At 53.6% G+C, this 17,721-nt stretch carries 2 protein-coding genes; both read right to left on the bottom strand.

The features are described 5' to 3' along the window. Position 1: 1 nt before the first annotated feature. Positions 2-7,909, bottom strand: a complete 7,908-nt coding sequence (locus HP401_RS06370) for an SDR family NAD(P)-dependent oxidoreductase (RefSeq protein WP_173604467.1) — start codon at positions 7,907-7,909, stop codon at positions 2-4. 40 nt (positions 7,910-7,949) lie between these two features. Then, on the bottom strand, positions 7,950-17,705 hold the full coding sequence (locus HP401_RS06375; protein WP_173604468.1) for an SDR family NAD(P)-dependent oxidoreductase: 9,756 nt from the start codon (positions 17,703-17,705) through the stop codon (positions 7,950-7,952). Between the last annotated feature and the right edge of the window lie 16 nt (positions 17,706-17,721).

Here is a 17,721-nt window from a genome sequence, read left to right on the forward strand (position 1 = left end):
CTTACACCTCGATATCGAAAAAGTACTGCATAGCCTCGCTCTTGGACATTTCGCCGCGCGAAACTCTCTCCAATATAACGCGCAGCTGGGTTTCCCCGCTTCCATGGACGGAGGCTTCGCCATCATCCGTTCCATAATCGAATGCGTAATGGGGAAGATTCACTGTTCCCGCTGCTGGGTGATGCGTTAGGCTTTCCAAATCCACGGATCGTCCTTGAACCCAGTGAAGAGCAATCCGGTACAGCTGTCCAGCATGGTCCTGCCGTTTCGTGTTTACCGCATGTACAGATTTACCCGGCCTGCAATTTGGCGAGATGAATATATCCGGGTCACGCACTTCTTCCCCTGCTCTCAGCGCTTCCAGCTTCAGTCGAAGATCGTCAACTGAACGATAAATGATAGCCAAACGGTATTCCAAATCGTGGTTAATCCGAATCAGCGAGTCCGAAAGCGCTTCTGCCGAGAGATTGCGTTCCTTTCTTAGCAGTCGTAGCATACGATCCGTATAGCTTCGTAAGCTATATTCGGTTTTGGCCGACCAAACGGCCAGATACTCTGACGGCGGGTCAATAGCCGCATCCGCCCCAATTTCTGTCCGGATGTGCGGACCGATATACTCTTCAACGATAAGCACGGCATATGAACCGCCAGCACCGAACGAATTGATCATACTCCTGCGTGGGAGCAGGTTCCCATTTGACGGGTCAACCTTCTGCTTCCAGGGCTCGAATTTCTCCTGCAAGTAAAAAGGCGTGCCTTCCAATTTAAGATTCGGATTGCGCACGTCAGCATGAATCGATGGAACGAGCATGCGGTATTTCAATTGCAACAGCACTTTACTGAGCTGCGAGATGCCGGAAGCCGCTTCAAGATGCCCGATGTTAGATTTGACTGAGCCGATGGCACAATATTGCTGCTTACTGGTAAATCGCGAGAAAGCGCTGCGTAAAGCCGCGACCTCGATGGAATCGCCCAGCGGCGAACCGTTAGCCGCGCACTCTACGTAGGTAATCGATTCGGGATCAACCCCCGAACGCTTGATTGCCGATTCCATAAGCTGTGCCTGCTGCTTCGGATCGGGGACGCTATATTTTTGCCGTCCGCCGCCATGATTAACGCCACTATACGTGATGACCCCGAGGATCTGGTCTCCGTCACGTTCAGCCAGCGAAAGCGGTTTGAGTAGCACTGCCCCGACGCCTTCTCCGGGAACATAACCGTCACCGTCGCCGAACGATTTACTTTTGCCGCCAGTCGCGAGAAAATTGACCTGCTCCAGCGCCTCGTATTTGGACACGTCAAGCGTCAGGTTAACTCCGCCGGCAACAGCCATGGAACACCCGTTTTGCCTTAGGCTTTCGCAAGCGAGATGTATCGCGGTAAGCGAACTACTGCAGGCGGTATTCACTGTTAAGCTAGGACCTGTCAGGTTGAAGAAATGCGATGTCCGGTTTGCGATTTGCCAATCGGTCCGATTCGAGTGAAGCGCCGCCTGCTCCAACGACGGCATCTGCCAGCCATATTGGCTATACATCGTTCCAGCAAACACGCCGATACCAGCCTGATCCCGGTTCTGCCAATGCTGTATCGCCGATTTGGAATAACCTGCGCTCTCGAACGTTTCCCAGACCGTCTCGAGGAAGAGCCGTGCTTCCGGAGGAAGATCCCGGGCTTCTTCGGCATCCATTTCAAACAACCGATGGTCGAAGCGATCGACTGCATCCAAAAACCCGCCGTAATACGGGGACTTCTGTTCGGTTTCTTTGACCGACGACCCCCGAAGTAACGTTTTGAACCATCGGTCAGCAGGCGCTTCCGTGATGCAGTTCTCTCCCGACCTGAGCCGCTCCCACAGCTCCTCCAATTGATTGGCTTTCGGGTATCTACCCGCTACCCCGATTATGGCGATACCATCCTGCTTCAAGGCACTCGAATTCACATCCTGCTGTTGCGTTTCGACAAACGCTTCACGGACAGAAACCGGGCCTAAAGGTGGCGTTACGGAAATATGCGGGGCTGGAGGCTGCTCCATAACATTCACCTGCCATGATTTTCGAATCTGTTCCGCATAATGATCGGCCAAATAAGCAGCTGCCTCACGAACAGTGTTATGTTCAAAAAGGAGCGTTTTGGGCAACTCTCCGGTCAGTTTCTCCAGCTCGCGGATCAGATCCAACTGCATGATGGAATCCATGCCGTATTTATCGAATGCCGTATCGGAGTGAATATCGTCTGCAGATATTCCGATAATACCGGCCAGCTGCTGTTTAACCCATACCGTTAATTCGTCCTGGGGCACCGCTCCATGATGATGAGCTTTCGGTTTCTTTGGACGGGCAGGACGGTTCACCAAACGGATGTAGGCCCTTAACCGTTCCGGATCGCCATGCATGAAAAGCAGTTGATCCTGGTCGGTGCCAAATGCCCGGTACAAAGCCTGCATACCGTCCATTGCCTTCATGGGAGCCATACCGATCCTGTCTCTTAGGCTCTGCTCGGTTTCCCGGGTAACTCGCATCCCGCCATCCTGCCATAATGGCCAGTTAATGGAGAGCATTCTGCCTTTACGGCCGCCAGCGGATGATTGTCCGTTTCGATATGCTGCGTAGGCATCCATAAAGCCGTTCGCCGCAGCGTAATCGGCTTGTCCGTAATTGCCGAGCACAGCCGCTGCAGCGGAGAATACAAGCACCCAGTCGACTTCCAGCTCCCGGGTTGCGTCATCCAAATGGACAACTCCCTTTACCTTTGCACCCATGACATCAGCAACCTGAGTCTTGGTTTTATGAATTAGAAGACTGTCTCTCAGCAAGCCTGCGGCATGAATGATTCCATTCAGCCGACCGTACTTGGACCTGACGGCTTGGATGACGGCAACGGTCTGCTCCTTATCGGATACATCCATCTGCATGTATACTGCTTGTGCGCCTAACCTTCCTAACGCAGCAAGCTTCTCGTGGATCGCTGCACTGGCCGGCGTTCTCCCGGCAAGCACAAGCGTCGGAGATGCGACTTTCCCTGCGATCTCCTGGGCAAGTGCATAGCCCAGACCGCCGGCACCGCCTGTAATGAAATAAACGCCCTCATGCTTCCACGGAATGTCAGCCGCCGAAGGGATCTCCTCTCGTTCAACCCAATGCTGAACCTGTCGAACACCCTTGCGATAACGAATCATAAAGTCTTCCGGGCAGCTCTTGTTCTCGAGAAGCTTCCGAATTAAGTCCTCTGCTCGAACATTTTGTTCCAGCTCGATGTACTGCCCGATGAAACCGGAATACTCCAGACATGCCGTCCGAAGCAATCCGGTCAGACCCCGGAACAGCCAATCGCTTTCCGAACTGAACGAAGCAATCTGGATCAGCGTCTCCCCGTGAACGCCTTCCGAATGGATATATTTGAGTTCTTCCATCATTTGAACGGCGTAGGTCTCGTAACGCTCCGTTATTTCCGCTACACGACCTGCGCTAAGCGTCACATATCGGGTCATGCGGCCAGCTTCCGATTGTACGAAGTTGACGACCGATTCATTCGGTTCGCATAGGAAGACGATATGCCGCCGTGTCGTTTCGGAGTCGTCTTCACGGACGGCCTCCTTTTCTACCCATACCGGCTCCCACAAGAGTGTTTCATTTTCTTGTTCGGCTGCTACGTCTTCCAATTTGGGCTCCCGGAATGCTAGACCAATAAGCCGTGCACAAACGTTCCCTTGTTCATCGCACAAATCAATGTCGGTCTGCCGGGTCCGTTCATCGAACGGCGCATTCGCGCTCCGTCTTATATGGGCCCACATGTCCGATGTACAGCTCTTATAAACACGAAGCTCCTTAAGGGCAAAAGGAATGACCGATTTAATCCGGTCAAGAACGCGGCTTCTGTCCGCGAGGTCCGCCGTAGCTACGACACCCGCCGCTTGAAGCGCTGCATCCAGCATGCCGGGATGAAGCCCGTATTGACTGACCGTTTCCTGGGCGGCAACCGGCAGCCGAAGCTTGGCCAGCGATTGTTCCTCGCCGATATATAGACGTTCGATGCATTGGAAGGTCGGACCGTAATGCATGCCGATCTGCCTGAAAGCCGTATAACACTGCTGTGCATCCAGCATCGCCAAGCCGCACTTCTGCCGGATTGCGTCCAGGGTTACATTCTCCACGCGAGAAAACGGTACGACCGCGGCTTTGCCTTGGTGGCAACGTACCGCTTCGTCCTTGTCAGCTGCTGTGGCGTATATCCCATACTCAATGGTACCGTTATCTCCGGTTTCCATATGAATTTCAAGCTCCGTATGCGGACCGTCCACACTATAGGGCCGGGTCCAGAACAGATCCTTCAGCCTGATTTCATAGTCTCCGCCGCTTGATCCAAATGCCATCCCGACAGCGGCTCTGGCCATCTCCAGAAAGGCTACACCCGGTAATAACGATCGTCCCATAATGACGTGATCCGCCAGAAAAAACTCGTGGCCAGTGAACGTGGAGCGAAATCCTGTTCCTTCAAACACCGGTATTTTACGGTGAAGCAGCGGATGCAGATCGGCGCCCTCCGGTGGTTTTGTCCGGACAGCTGGCCTTGCGGTGGATTCAGGCACCCAATAACGTTCCCGCGCAAACGGATAAACAGGAAGCGCCAGCCTGATATAACGGCCATCCGCGAATAAACGGTCGAATGACATCTCATAGCCTTGCGTATACAGCTCCAAAATCGACGCAATCCGTTCCAAATAGTTCATTCGCTCGGTTTCCCGCGCACACGCATCCATACAGGCATAGCCGTAATGATCGCTCGGGAGCTCCTCTAGAGGCAGCTGTGCTCCGGGATCGGATTGAAACAGGTCTTCGGCTTGCCCGTTCTCCAGCCATGCGGTCAACCGCTCCGCCAATTGTCCGGCGTTCTGCACGAGGCAGGCGAGCCTGTGCGGAAAGTGCTTTCGGCCCAGAAGAAGCGTAAAGCTTACATGTCCAAGATCGACATTCGGTTCGCCTTTGACGTAGGCTATCATTTGTTCCGCTTGCCTGCGCAGTTGTCCGGCTGTCCGCGCCGACAGTGCGATGAGGTAGGCGGGCTTGTGCGTACGCGGCGGCGCCATATCCGGAGCTTCCTCGATTACCATATGGGCGTTCGTTCCGCTAAATCCGAATGCGCTGATGGCCGCTCGCCGTTTCCCCCCTGCCTCAACCTCCCAATTCTTCAGCGATGTATTGATGTAAAATGGACTATCAGATGCCTCGATGTTTCCATTTATCGATTGAAAATGCAGCGAAGGAGGCAGCTTCCGATGCTTCATGGCCAGCAAAATTTTCAGCAAGCCCGCAATTCCTGCTGCCGCTGTCGTATGTCCGATATTCGTTTTGATCGAACCTAATGCGCAATATCCGGTTTTGCTCGTATGCTGACGGAATGCCCGGCTGAGCGCTTGGTACTCGATCGGATCGCCCAACCGGGTTCCGGTCCCATGCGCCTCGACCAATTGAATGTCCGCCGGGTTAAGACCGAATGAATCATACACCTGACGCAGCAGCATTTCCTGAGACCTCGCGCTTGGTGCCGTTATCCCATTTGTTGTCCCGTCTTGATTCGTGGCGCTACCGCGAATGACGCCATAGATAGAATCGCCGTCTTTCAGCGCATCCTGCAGCCGTTTCAACACAACGACACCTACACCCTCACCCGGAACAAATCCGTTGGCACGGTCGTCGAATGTATAGCATCGTCCATCTGCGGAGAGCATTCCAGCCCGGGTTGCGCTAATATAGAAGCCTGGCGTAGGCTGAAGAAACACCCCTCCGGCAATGGCGGCCTCGGTCTCCCTGCTCCACAAGCTCTGACAAGCCAGATGAATAGCCACAAGCGAGCTGGAGCACGCGGTATCTACCGTTACTGCAGGCCCCTGCAGATTGAGATAGTACGATAGACGTGCGGGAATGACGGACCCTGCGTTCCCCCACATCGCTTGCGCTGGAGGCCGGCCCTCGATCAGCTCGGCGTAATAATTCATATTAAATCCGGCATAAATCCCGCAAGCTCGTCCATCCATTCCCTTTCCGGCATAACCGGCATGCTCCATCGCCTTCCAGGCCTCTTCCAGAAAAAGCCTTTGCTGCGGGTCCATATAGGCAGCTTCCGTTGGGGAGATGTTAAAAAATAACGGGTCAAAAAGATCGACGCCTTCGATGAAGCTGCCGAAATTGCAGAAAGAATCGTTCTCCATATAAGAAGACAAGTCCCAACGTGTTACCTTCTCCACGAGGTCGTCGCCATTTTCCAAGTGCTTCCACAATTCTTCGAGTGTATCCGATTTGGCAAATTTACCACTCATGCCGATGATGGCGATCGGCTCTTTATAAAAGACCTCTCCCAACGGGTCCGTCCCATCGGAGGAAACGGTTTTCTTCTCTTGCTGCACGGGCGGCTTTCGTTGGCCTGCCTCCTTATCAGAGGGCACGGAAGGTACGTTGCCATCTATTTCTGCCCATTGAGTCGTAATAACCGGACCGAACGCACTCCACAAATAATCGGTCAATTTCCGGATCGAGCTGTAATCGAACAAAATCGTCGTGGATAAGGCGGTCCCCAAGACTTTGTTGATCTGCTTAACGAATTGAACCCCTGTAATGGAATCCAAACCGTAATCGGAGAACGATTCATCCATATCGATGCGCTGTTTGTCGAGCTTTAGCGATACGGACAAGTTTTCCATTAATATACTCCGGATACGGCGTTTAACTTGTCCTTCATCCATTACTTCATGTACCGAGACAGAGTCTTTCTCCGTCTTCTTCACCGTAGTGGAAGCAGAACTGGTCGCTACCTCCATCCATGCAGCATTAGCTTCGCTGATTCGCGCTTGGCGAACGATACCGTCGCTTTGGGCAATAATGATCTGCTGCCCCAGCGCATGAGCTTCCTTAACGGGGAACATCACGTGCTGAAAACCTTCTCGACTCAGAACCCTTCTCCAGGTGTCCGGGTAGAGACCTGGACAGCCCGGGATCCGAAGCATATGATCCTCATATAGCCACCAGCCTTGCAGCAGCCCGAATGTCAGATGGGCAAACAGCGAATTGCCGCTGATCTCATTGATGAGCAGCAGACCGTTTTTTTTCAGCAGCGTCTTGGCGTTTCTGAGGGTTGACCGAATATTAGCCGTCGCGTGAAGCACATTTGACGCAAGCACAAGATCGTAGACGCCTGTTTGAATTTGCTGCTCGGCGCAAGGCTTCTCGACATGATAGAGCTGGCAGGTCAAGTATGGCGCCTTCGTTCCAAAGACGGCTTCGGCATGCCGAAGAAATCCCTGCGAAATGTCCGTATACTTATATTCCGTTATCAGGTCCTGATAGGGCGTAAGTTTACGGATCACCATGGCGCTCGTCCCGCCTGTGCCCGCACCGATTTCCAGCAATCGAAACCGCGCATGCGGATTTTGTTTCAAACTTGCTTCGATATAGGCAACAACCGCATTAGCCATTCCCTCATTAAAGTAATCCGCAATCTCATTGTCTTTATAAATACCTTCAACCAATTCCATGGAGGAGTTAGGAAAAAGGACATCTGTAGCCGGCAGCTTGCCTGTTAAGATGTCCGGGAGCCGCTGAAGCACCGCATCAAGCAAGGTGACCCGCGCGCGCAAGCTCGAATCTTCCAGCCAGGCCTGTTTGCGGTTATTCCACTCGCTCCATGCGGTTTCCAGCCCGGTGCTTCGATCGTTAGCAAAATAAGCCGTATCCTTCATCCTCAGCCACCCGTATTCTGTCAGAACGGCCAGGGTATGCTCAAACCAGCGCTCATATTTACCGTCTATTCCTGCTGCTGCCATTGATGCGGACGTAATAGAACCGGCTTCCGCAAATTCCCCCATGGTTCGAAGCTGCTGCCATAGCAGCCGGCTTAGCAGTTCTTCCATTTCCCTCATACAGAAGCCTCCATCTCCGATTTTTTCCGAATCTATTTGTTTATCCGATCTGCTCCGCAAGGAAGGCCTCCAACTGTCCAAGCGTTGCCTGTTGAAGGAGCGTATCGCTTGTCATAGCAAGCTTATAGTGATCGGATATCCACCGGGAAAATTCGGCCAGCTTAACAGGGTCGAATCCATACTCATAGAATGGGATGTCCGCTTCGATTTCTTCCGCTTGCACATTCAATATGCTCGCTGCCGCCCGTAGCAGGGAATTTCCAAGCCGGTCCACAGACTCTCCCGCTCTAAGCAAGTCCGAAGCTTCAGCCTTCGGAACCGCGGGCAAACGAAGATGATTGACGATATCCTCGAAAGACAGGCTGTCCTCTTCCAGATAAGCTTCCAGCTCATCGGTGATCGGCTGGCCAAACATTTCATTACCTGCCGCCGTTTTCATCAGGGCAAGCTGATCGAAAGGTCCGGCAAGCAACGATTCCAGCGCGTCCATCGCCTCGCCCGGTTCAATAGAGACAATGCCTGCTTGCGCCATTCTCCGGCGGTACTGTTCTGACGACACAGCCCCCGTGCTGCCCCAATAGCCCCAGTTTATGATCTTCACGGCGCATGGCCACTCCGTCGCCAGACGCTGCGCGAACGCATCCTTGAACGTGCAGCCTGCCGCATAGTTGCTCTGCCCCTCTTGCTTTAGAAACGCGTTCATTGATGAAAAGAACAGGACAAAGTCCAGCTTTTCATGACCGAATATTTGTGCCATTCGTACGCTCACATCTGTCTTCGGACGCAATCCCGCAACGAACCGCTCCTCTTCCATGTTCGCCAGGCTTTGATCCAGCAGTACGATGGCCGAGTGGACCAGTCCGTGGATGCGTCCGTATCGGTTTCTTATTTCCTCATACGCCCGCTCCATCGCCTTCCCGTCAGTCGCATCCGCTTGGATATAGCGTGGAGCCGGTCCAAGCTCCGCCAGCCGATCGATCTTGGTCTGTATGCCGGTATCCTTCCCCCGTCGCCCGATCCAAACGATGTTCGCCTGATAACGCCGAATCATATATTCGCTCCACACTTCTCCGATGCCGCCCGTACCGCCGATGACTACATAGACGCCACCCTTCTTGTATACGGTAGCTGTAGTCTTGGTCATGCGCACTGGCATCAGTCTCTGCCGGTACCATTCCCCGGACCGATACGCCCATCCATCGCCCCGCGCATCCGGCGGGAGTGCGAACAGTTCCTCGAGCGGCCAGCTGTTATCCGTCTCCATGTCCACAAGACAAACGGACCAGTTCGGATATTCCTTGGCCATTGAGCCGATTAGCCCGTGGAGGCTTGCATGGGCAGGCTTAATCGCTTCGCCGCGGTAAACCTGGACGGTTCGAACCGTGATGATGCTCCACCGTAACGGTTTCATGCCATATCCAAGGGCCAACAAGGCTTTTATGGTCCGAAACAGGAACAGCACCCCTTCACGCTGCGCCTCCAACATGTCCTCCGATTGTGTTATTTCTATCGAATCATCCGGAGCAATCCAGATCAAATGCCCGATTGGACCGGACAGTTCCAGCTTCCGTGCCAATTCCGCCGTGTTCTCTCCCGCATAAACCTGCACATCCGATGCATCCTCCACATGCCGCCTGATCTGGGCGACCTTTGCGGCCGTACCGCCAATAATAACTGTGCGGCCATACGGTTTCCGATCAGCCACATTTCTTACTGGCGATGGTGCAGGGTCCCACACAGGCACGAGCAATCCGTTATGTGCAAGCGGAGATCTAAATTCCTCAGCAGAAATAACCTTTGCCTTCTCATCAGGCTCAAGAGCGGGCTCGGAAGTAGGTCGTTCTAAAGAGTGGAACTCCCCTGGTTCATCCGTAGACGATACCGACGGCAGCCAGTAACGCTCCTGTGCGAACGGATAGGTGGGCAGACTGACCCTCTCCGGCTTATCTCCTTCTTCATAGAGACTGCTCCAGTCGATATCCAGCCCTTTTACCCATAGATCCAGGAACTTCGCGTATTTACCTTTGGTCATCCAGGTCCCGACTGCTTTCATCATATCTTCGTCCGCCGCAATAAGCGCAACAGTTTCCCTGTTCTGTTTTACCGATCCTCTGTACAAATCCGGAATTCCTAGCTGCCCATCCACATATTGGATAAGCTTTGCCCGCAGCTCCTCGATTGTTCTTACGACGATGGCCATACGCTCTTCCATCGCCTCTCGGCCTACCTGGAGTGTGTAAGACATGTTAATCAGGAAAGAATCGTCATTTTCAAGGTCTTTATTAACTGCCTGCAGCAGACGACGAGCCCGTTCTTTTAATTGGTCTTCACTTCTGGCGGAGAGCACGATCATGCATTCTCGCTGAGCTTTTGGCGCATGCACGGCACCCTTACGATCCGGAATATACTCGGCAACGATGAGATGAGCGTTCGCACCGCCTGCTCCAAATGAGGAAAGGCCGGCCATTCTCGGCTGCTCCGCGATTTTCCCATCAAGCACCATCACCGGACGCTCCCACTCCCCTAGCTCCCGCTGAACCTGAAATGGCGTAGTAGGAAAATCGATAAATGGGTTGGACGTGTCGGCATGCAGCGACGGTACCAGCTTCTGGTGCTTGAGCTGCAGCAGCACCTTGGTCAGGCCCGCTATGCCTGCGGCACTTTCACAGTGACCGATATTCGATTTGACGGAACCGATTGCACAATATTGCTTGTCCTCGGTATAAGCTTCAAACGCTTTAGAAAGCCCGGCAATTTCAATCGGATCGCCAAGAGATGTGCCTGTACCATGGGCCTCTACATAGCTGATTGACCTTGCGTTAATACCGGACTCCTTCAACGCGCGCGCAATTGCGGAAGCCTGCGCATTCGGATTCGGAACATAATAACCGTTCGTTCTCCCGCCGTGATTAATAGATGTCCCCTTAATGACGCCATAAATCTGGTCACCGTCGGCGATGGCCTTCGCAAGCGGCTTCAACAGGACGGCTCCAACGCCTTCCCCTGGGACATAGCCGTCTCCGTCGGCTCCAAAGCTTTCGCACCGGCCTTTGGTGGACAGGAAATTGCCTTGGCCAAGCAACAGATATTTGTTCGGATGCAGCGAGACGTTTACGCCACCGGCAATGGCTGCATCGCACTCTCCCCTTTGCAGGCTGTGACATGCAAAATGGATGGCCGTCAGCGAGGACGAGCACATCGTATCAACAGCAACGCTCGGACCGTGAAAATTACAAACATAAGATACCCGATTTGCAATCGACGCCGGGCTTCCGCTCAGCGCGACCGGATTACCGTTCATCGTCTCCTGAACTCCGTAAAGCTGGTACTCCTCGTACATGACGCCTGCGAATACCCCTACACTGGAACTGGAACCGGCACCGTCCCCTTTTCTTCCGACAAGACTGTCCCGAGTGTAGCCAGCATCCTCGATTGTTTCATAGACACACTGCAAAAAAAGCCGCTCCTGAGGATCCATAAGCTCCGCTTCACGCGGCGAAATATTAAAAAACAACGGGTCAAACTGATCGACGCCCTCCAGAAACCCGCCCCACTTGCCATTTGTTTTGCCGGACGTTCCTTTGGCAGGATGGAAATAAGGGGTATGATCCCATCGTTCCTTCGGAATTTCTGTCACGCAATCGACGCCCTCTTGCAGCAGCTCCCAAAACTCATCCATATTTCTCGCACCCGGATATCTGCCGGCAACACCAATTATCGCGATATCAAGGGGAGCGCTGCCGGGAAGACTACGCTGCTTAGGAGCGGCATCCTCGCTTTCCTTCTCTTGTAAAAGTACCGTTTGCCTCGTGGCAGAATGCTCCGGCATACGCGCATCTTCCTCCAGCACCTTCAGCTGAGGACGATCGCCGAATAATTGCGCACACCGTGATTCGTGCCGCTGTATGAAAAACTTCGCCAAGTCACGCAGATTTTGATATTCAAAAAACAGCGTTTTCGGCAAGGAACCGAATAGACGCTCGAGCTGTCCCGTCAATTGCATGACGATAATGGAATCCAGCCCGAACGTCATCATGTGCGCATCCGCTTCCACCCGATGCAGAGGCAGCCGGATGACGGAGGAAACGATCTCCCTCACTTTTAGGAGGACACGTTCTTCCACTTCGGTCGAAAGGGTGTCCGTTGCCGATTCGTACTGCTGCACGTCATCCGACGATACTCGGATATCCCCTGTCAGGGCTTGCTCCAATCGATTAGCGCTTCCGGCCGCGACGATCACGTTCGGCGAACCGATTGACATCGCCTGATCGAAGGCACGGATTCCGGCTTCGGTGGACATCGGTATCAATCCGATCGCCTTGGCGAGCTCACGCTCCGCATGCTCGCCTGCCCGCATGCCGCCTTCTTGCCATAACGGCCAGTTAATGGAACAAGTATGGCCTTTTCTTTGGCCCTCCGCGACAAGCCTGCTGCGGAAAGCGGCATACGCGTCCATAAACGCGTTCGCCGTGCTATAGTCCGCCTGCCCGGAATTACCGAGCCAAGCAACCACAGATGAAAACATGACGAATACATCCAAAGGGATATGCTTCGTTACTTCATCCAGGTGGACGAGCCCCGAAACCTTAGGAGCCAATACCGTATTCCATTCGTCCTTGCTTTTGCGAAGTAAATAATTATCCGCATGCACGCCCGCGCTGTGAAAGACCCCGTTCAAACCGCCGTATTCCGTCTCAATAGCGTGAACCAGCCGCTTTACCTCTTCCATCCGTGTCATATCGGCTTGCTTGTATACAATGTCGGCGTTTCCCGAAACTGAATTTTTGATCTCGTATAGCTTATATGGATCGCACTGTGCTCGGCCGGTCAGAATGATCGTCGCTCTGCGTACGGCTCGGGCGATTTCCTTCGCAAAAATGATACCCAGTCCGCCTGCTCCGCCCGTAATGAGATAAACGCCATCGTCCTTCCAGAACCGGGAGTTCGTTCCCTCTCCGGGAGCCCGCCTTTTGAGTGTCATCACCATACGGCGGGAACCTTGATAGCCGATATGCGTATCCTCCGGATGATCGAGATTATCGCGAAGCTTTTGCACGATTGCGTACGCTGTTTCGTCTTGCGAAATTTCCATCAAATGTCCAGACATATGCGGGTTTTCCAGACGCATCGTTTTTAGCAGCCCGCGCAGTCCCGCTAACAGCTCGCGACCGCTACCGGGGGTATAAACGATCTGTATGACGCCTCTTCCTGTTACTTGGCGCAGTAAGCGCTGGGTCTCTTCGAAGATCCTCTGCGCGAAGCGGCTGAATCTCTGCTCCATGGCGGCCTCTTCAGCCGTCAGCACCAAGCAACGGACACCGGGAAACGCGCTTTCCACCGATGCTTGCAGCATGGGAGAGGGTTCGCACAGGATCACGGTATGCTCGGTTACCGGCGAATTCGCAATTCCAGGCTGCGGAGCTTTGTCCCTCCATTCCGGAACCATAAAGAGGACATCCTCTTGCCTAGCACCCGCCTCCATCGCTCTGGCGCAATAGCCCTTCATTCGTACGCAAATATTCCCCTGCTCGTCCAGCAGATCGATGTCAAGGCTTGGAAGCTGATTGTGTCGACCGCTGCCGCTGCTGAAGCGGGCATAAGCCCACATAACAGGCAAGCATTCATTCAGCAGCTCCATCTCCTGTAGCGCAAAAGGAAGCGGCGGAGAGATACCTGGTTGGTAGCCGACTTCCGTATCGAGTCCGAGCAGCAGGCATGAAGCTGCCTGCAGCGCGCCGTCCAGCAAGCTCGGGTGCAGCGCAAAACTTTGCACAGACGCAGCTAAGGATTCGGGAAGCACCAGCTTCGCAAGCGCCTTGCCCTGTCCGGTGAGCAGAATGTCCATGACCTGATGAGAAGGACCATAATTGACACCGATCCTATTAAATGTCTCGTAGCATTCCGTCCGACTGATCGAACGTGTAGCACATTCCTTCAGCAGCCGTTCGATCGGAATGCGCGGCTGCTCACCTGGCTCCTCCAGGCATACGGAGCCCTCACTGCATAAGACGGTTTTGGTTTCGGCTTCTGCCGGACCGTATACCCGAAAAGCAATATCGCCGTCGGTTGACGGTGTCAGCGTAATTTCGGCCGAAACGGCTGCAGCCCCTGCCATAATGGGCTTAGCCCATATCACATTTTTAAGCCGGATCTTCTTCCCGCTGTATTCCCCATCACTTACGGCAGACTGAACGGCCGCCCTTGCCATCTCTAAATAGGTAACTCCCGGCAGCACTCGCTGCCCGTGCACCACATGGTCTTCCAAGAAAAACTCTTTGCCAGTAAAGATCGACGTAAACCGTTGTTCGGCAAACGTAGAGACATTCCGATGCAGCAACGGATGGAAAGCCTCCGAGGATTGCAAAGCTTCCTGTGCTCCTGCACGTGGACTGCTCTCGCCCTCGTTTACCCAATACCGCTCATCGGCAAAGGGGTAGGTCGGAAGAGACACTCTGTTATAACTGCACCCATCGAACAATTGTTCATAGTTCAAGGAATAGCCTTGGCTGTATAAGTCTGCCACGGCAGTCAGACTCTCGATAAACTTGGCATCTTGGTCGGCCGCTGCGCAAATGTTTATACATTCATTGCCATACTCTTTCAGATCTGGCTTCTCCCGTTGCTCTTTCGTAAGGGCATCAGATCCATAGATACCCGGACCTTCTCCATTCATCAGCCAAGTTTCAAGACGGAGAAAAAGCTCCTCCGTATCCCTGGCCAGGAAGGCGAGACGGTCGGCAAAATGTCTCCGTCCGAGAAGAAGCGTTAAGCTCATATCCCCGATGAATACACTGCCGTTCTCCCGCCTGCAAAATGCAGCGAGCCGTTCCGCTTGCCTGCGTAGCTGCTCACCAGTCCGGGCCGACAGTACAATCAAGTAGAGAGAGCGCTGCCGCTTACTGCGTCCGATATGCGGTGGTGCCTCCTCAATGACCACATGGGCGTTCGTTCCACTGAAGCCAAACGAGCTGACAGCAGCGCGGCGCGGCGTGCCGGGCTCCGTCTCCCAAGCCCGAATGGACTTGTTGATGAAAAACGGACTGCCTTCCAGGCGGATATTCGAATTGATGCGCTCTGCGTGCAGCGACGGCGGCAGCTGCTTATGCTTCAAAGCAAGCAATATTTTCATAACGCCAGCTACTCCGGCAGCGCCGACTGAATGGCCGATATTCGTTTTGATCGAACCAAGAGCGCAATAATGCTCCTTATCCGTATAATGCCGGAACGCACGCGTTAAGGCCTGAAACTCGATCGGATCGCCCAGTCTTGTTCCCGTTCCATGCGCCTCCATCAATTGGATCCCCTGCGGATCGAGCTGGAAGCGGTCATACACTTGACGCTCCAGTCGTTCCTGGGATTTGGCGCTTGGCGCTGTAATCCCGTTGGTCGTCCCATCCTGATTAATTCCGGAGCCCCGGATGACACCATAAATATGGTCACCGTCTGCCAATGCGTCCTTCAGCCGCTTCAGCATCACGACACCAACCCCTTCGCCGGGTACAAAGCCGTCCGCCCGTTCATCGAACGTATAGCAGCGGCCACTCGGCGAGAGCATACCGGCTCGAATGGCGTTTTCATAAAATCGAGTCGTCGCTTGCACGAAAACACCGCCTGCCAATGCCATTTCGACCTCATTGGACCAAAGCGCTTGGCAAGCCAAATGAATAGCCGTCAGCGAGCTGGAACAAGCCGTGTCAATCGTAACCGCTGGCCCCTGCAAATTAAGAAAGTATGCGATACGGGATGGGATTACGGATATGGCGTTCCCCCAAAACGATTGAGCCGGGGGTTGATTACCGAATAATTCATGGTAATCGCTTCCACAGCATCCGACATAGACCCCGCATTGCCGGCTTGAAGCTGCCGATCCCGCGTAGCCCGCATCCTCAAGCGTTTTCCACGCTTCTTCGAGAAACAGCCTTTGCTGAGGGTCCATATAAGATGCTTCCAGTCCCGAAATATTAAAGAACATTGGATCAAACCGGTCGATCTGGTCCAAAAAGCTGCCGTCGCGGCAAGCATCCGAGCCGCTCCAGGCCAGGTGGGAAGAAAGATCCCAGCGGGTGATCGGGCCTACCAAATTATGGCCGTTTGCGATATGCTGCCACAGCTCGTCCGTCGTTTCTGAGCCGGCAAACCGTCCGCTCATCCCGATAATCGCAATGCCCTCCGCTGTCATCGGGTCACGAGCAATCTCCTTTTCTCGCTCCTCAGTTTCGATTACGACGCTGCCAGTTGCGACATTAGCTGCTCCTGCTTCTGTTTCTGCTTTTGGTTCAAGCACATTTTTATGTATAAAAACGTCCATATAAGTCGACTGGATGTGTGCAGTCAATTCGTCTACGGAGGAGTAGTCGAACAGACTCGTCGTTTCCAGCTCCACCTTTAGCGCCTCGTTCAGTATACGCACCAGATGAATGCCAAGGATGGAGTCGACGCCGTAATCGGCAAACGATTCATCGTCTTGGATAATATCGGCACTCACCTTCAACGATTCGGCCAGTTTCTCCCGAATAACCACTCGAATCATTTCCGATATCGCGTGTCGGTCGATGTCCTGAACGCTCGCCGCTTCTACCTTGGCAGGCTGTGCTGGGTAACCGTGCTGCGTTTCGATCCGATCCAAGCGTTCTGAAGACGAAGCCCGGGATCTCGTAGGCTCTGCAGCACCGGCAGAGGCCGGACGTTTTTCAAGCTGTCGAACGATGCCGTCGCTCTCTGCAATGACAATTTGCTGCCCCCATTCATGTCTGGCTTCAGCAGGGAAAAATACATGCCGAAAGCCCTCCGCCTCCAGCACCCGCTTCCATGTCTCGGGGTACAAGCCGGGACAGCCGGGTATTCGGAGCTCTGCATCCTCATACATCCACCAGCCTTCCAGAAATCCGAAGGTAAGATGGGAGAACAGGGAGTTGTCATTTAATTCATTGAGAAGAAGCAGTCCATTCTTTTTAAGCGCAGCTTTAGCATTGCGCAATGTTTGCCTGATCTGCTTTGTAGCATGGAGAACATTCGTCGCAATCACCAGCTCATAGGCTCCCGGCTCTATGCGCTGCTCCGCAAGTGGTTTCTCCAGATCGAATATTTGACAGGTCAAATACGGATTGTCAGGCCCGTATTCTTTCTCGGCGTGCATAAAAAAAGCGCGGGACAGATCTGTGTAGCAGTATTCCTCAACATTCGCCTGATACGGTTTCAGCTTGCGAAAGACCATCGCGCTCGTTCCGCCCGTACCGGCGCCGATCTCTAAAATCCGGATGCGCACCGATGCGTCCTGACGCTTTCGTTCTTGTACATAATCGACCACGAGGTCTGCGATCACTTCATTGAAGTAATCCGCGGCCAGATTGTTCTTGTAAATCCCCTCCGTCAGCGCCATGGAAGCTTGAGGGAATATAACGTCGGTTGCAGGAATTTTGCCCGTAATAATCTCCGGCAGCGCCTTAAGCACGGCTTCGGCCAAGACGACCTGCGCTTTAAGATTCGGGTCGGCGAGCCACTCCGTTTTTTGTCGGTCCCATTCTGCCCAGATGGTCTCGATTTGGACAAGCGATGTATCGTAAACATCGATATTGCCGCCGCTAACCTCGAGATAACCGTGCCGCGCAAGTACAGTGACACTTTCTTCCAGCCATCTATCATATATCCCGCGCAAGCCGGCAGCTGCTTTTAGCGCATCCATTGTCGTATTTCGTTCCCTAAACATGCCAATCGATTGCAGTTGACCCCAGAGTAGCCGGCAAAGAAGCGGATCGTTCCACTTCATTTGCAGACTTCCAACCTTAAATCCCGACATTAGCAGGCCATCCTTT

It is taken from the genome of Brevibacillus sp. HB2.2 (genome assembly GCF_013284275.1).
In the GTDB taxonomy this organism is placed as follows: domain Bacteria; phylum Bacillota; class Bacilli; order Brevibacillales; family Brevibacillaceae; genus Brevibacillus; species Brevibacillus brevis_D.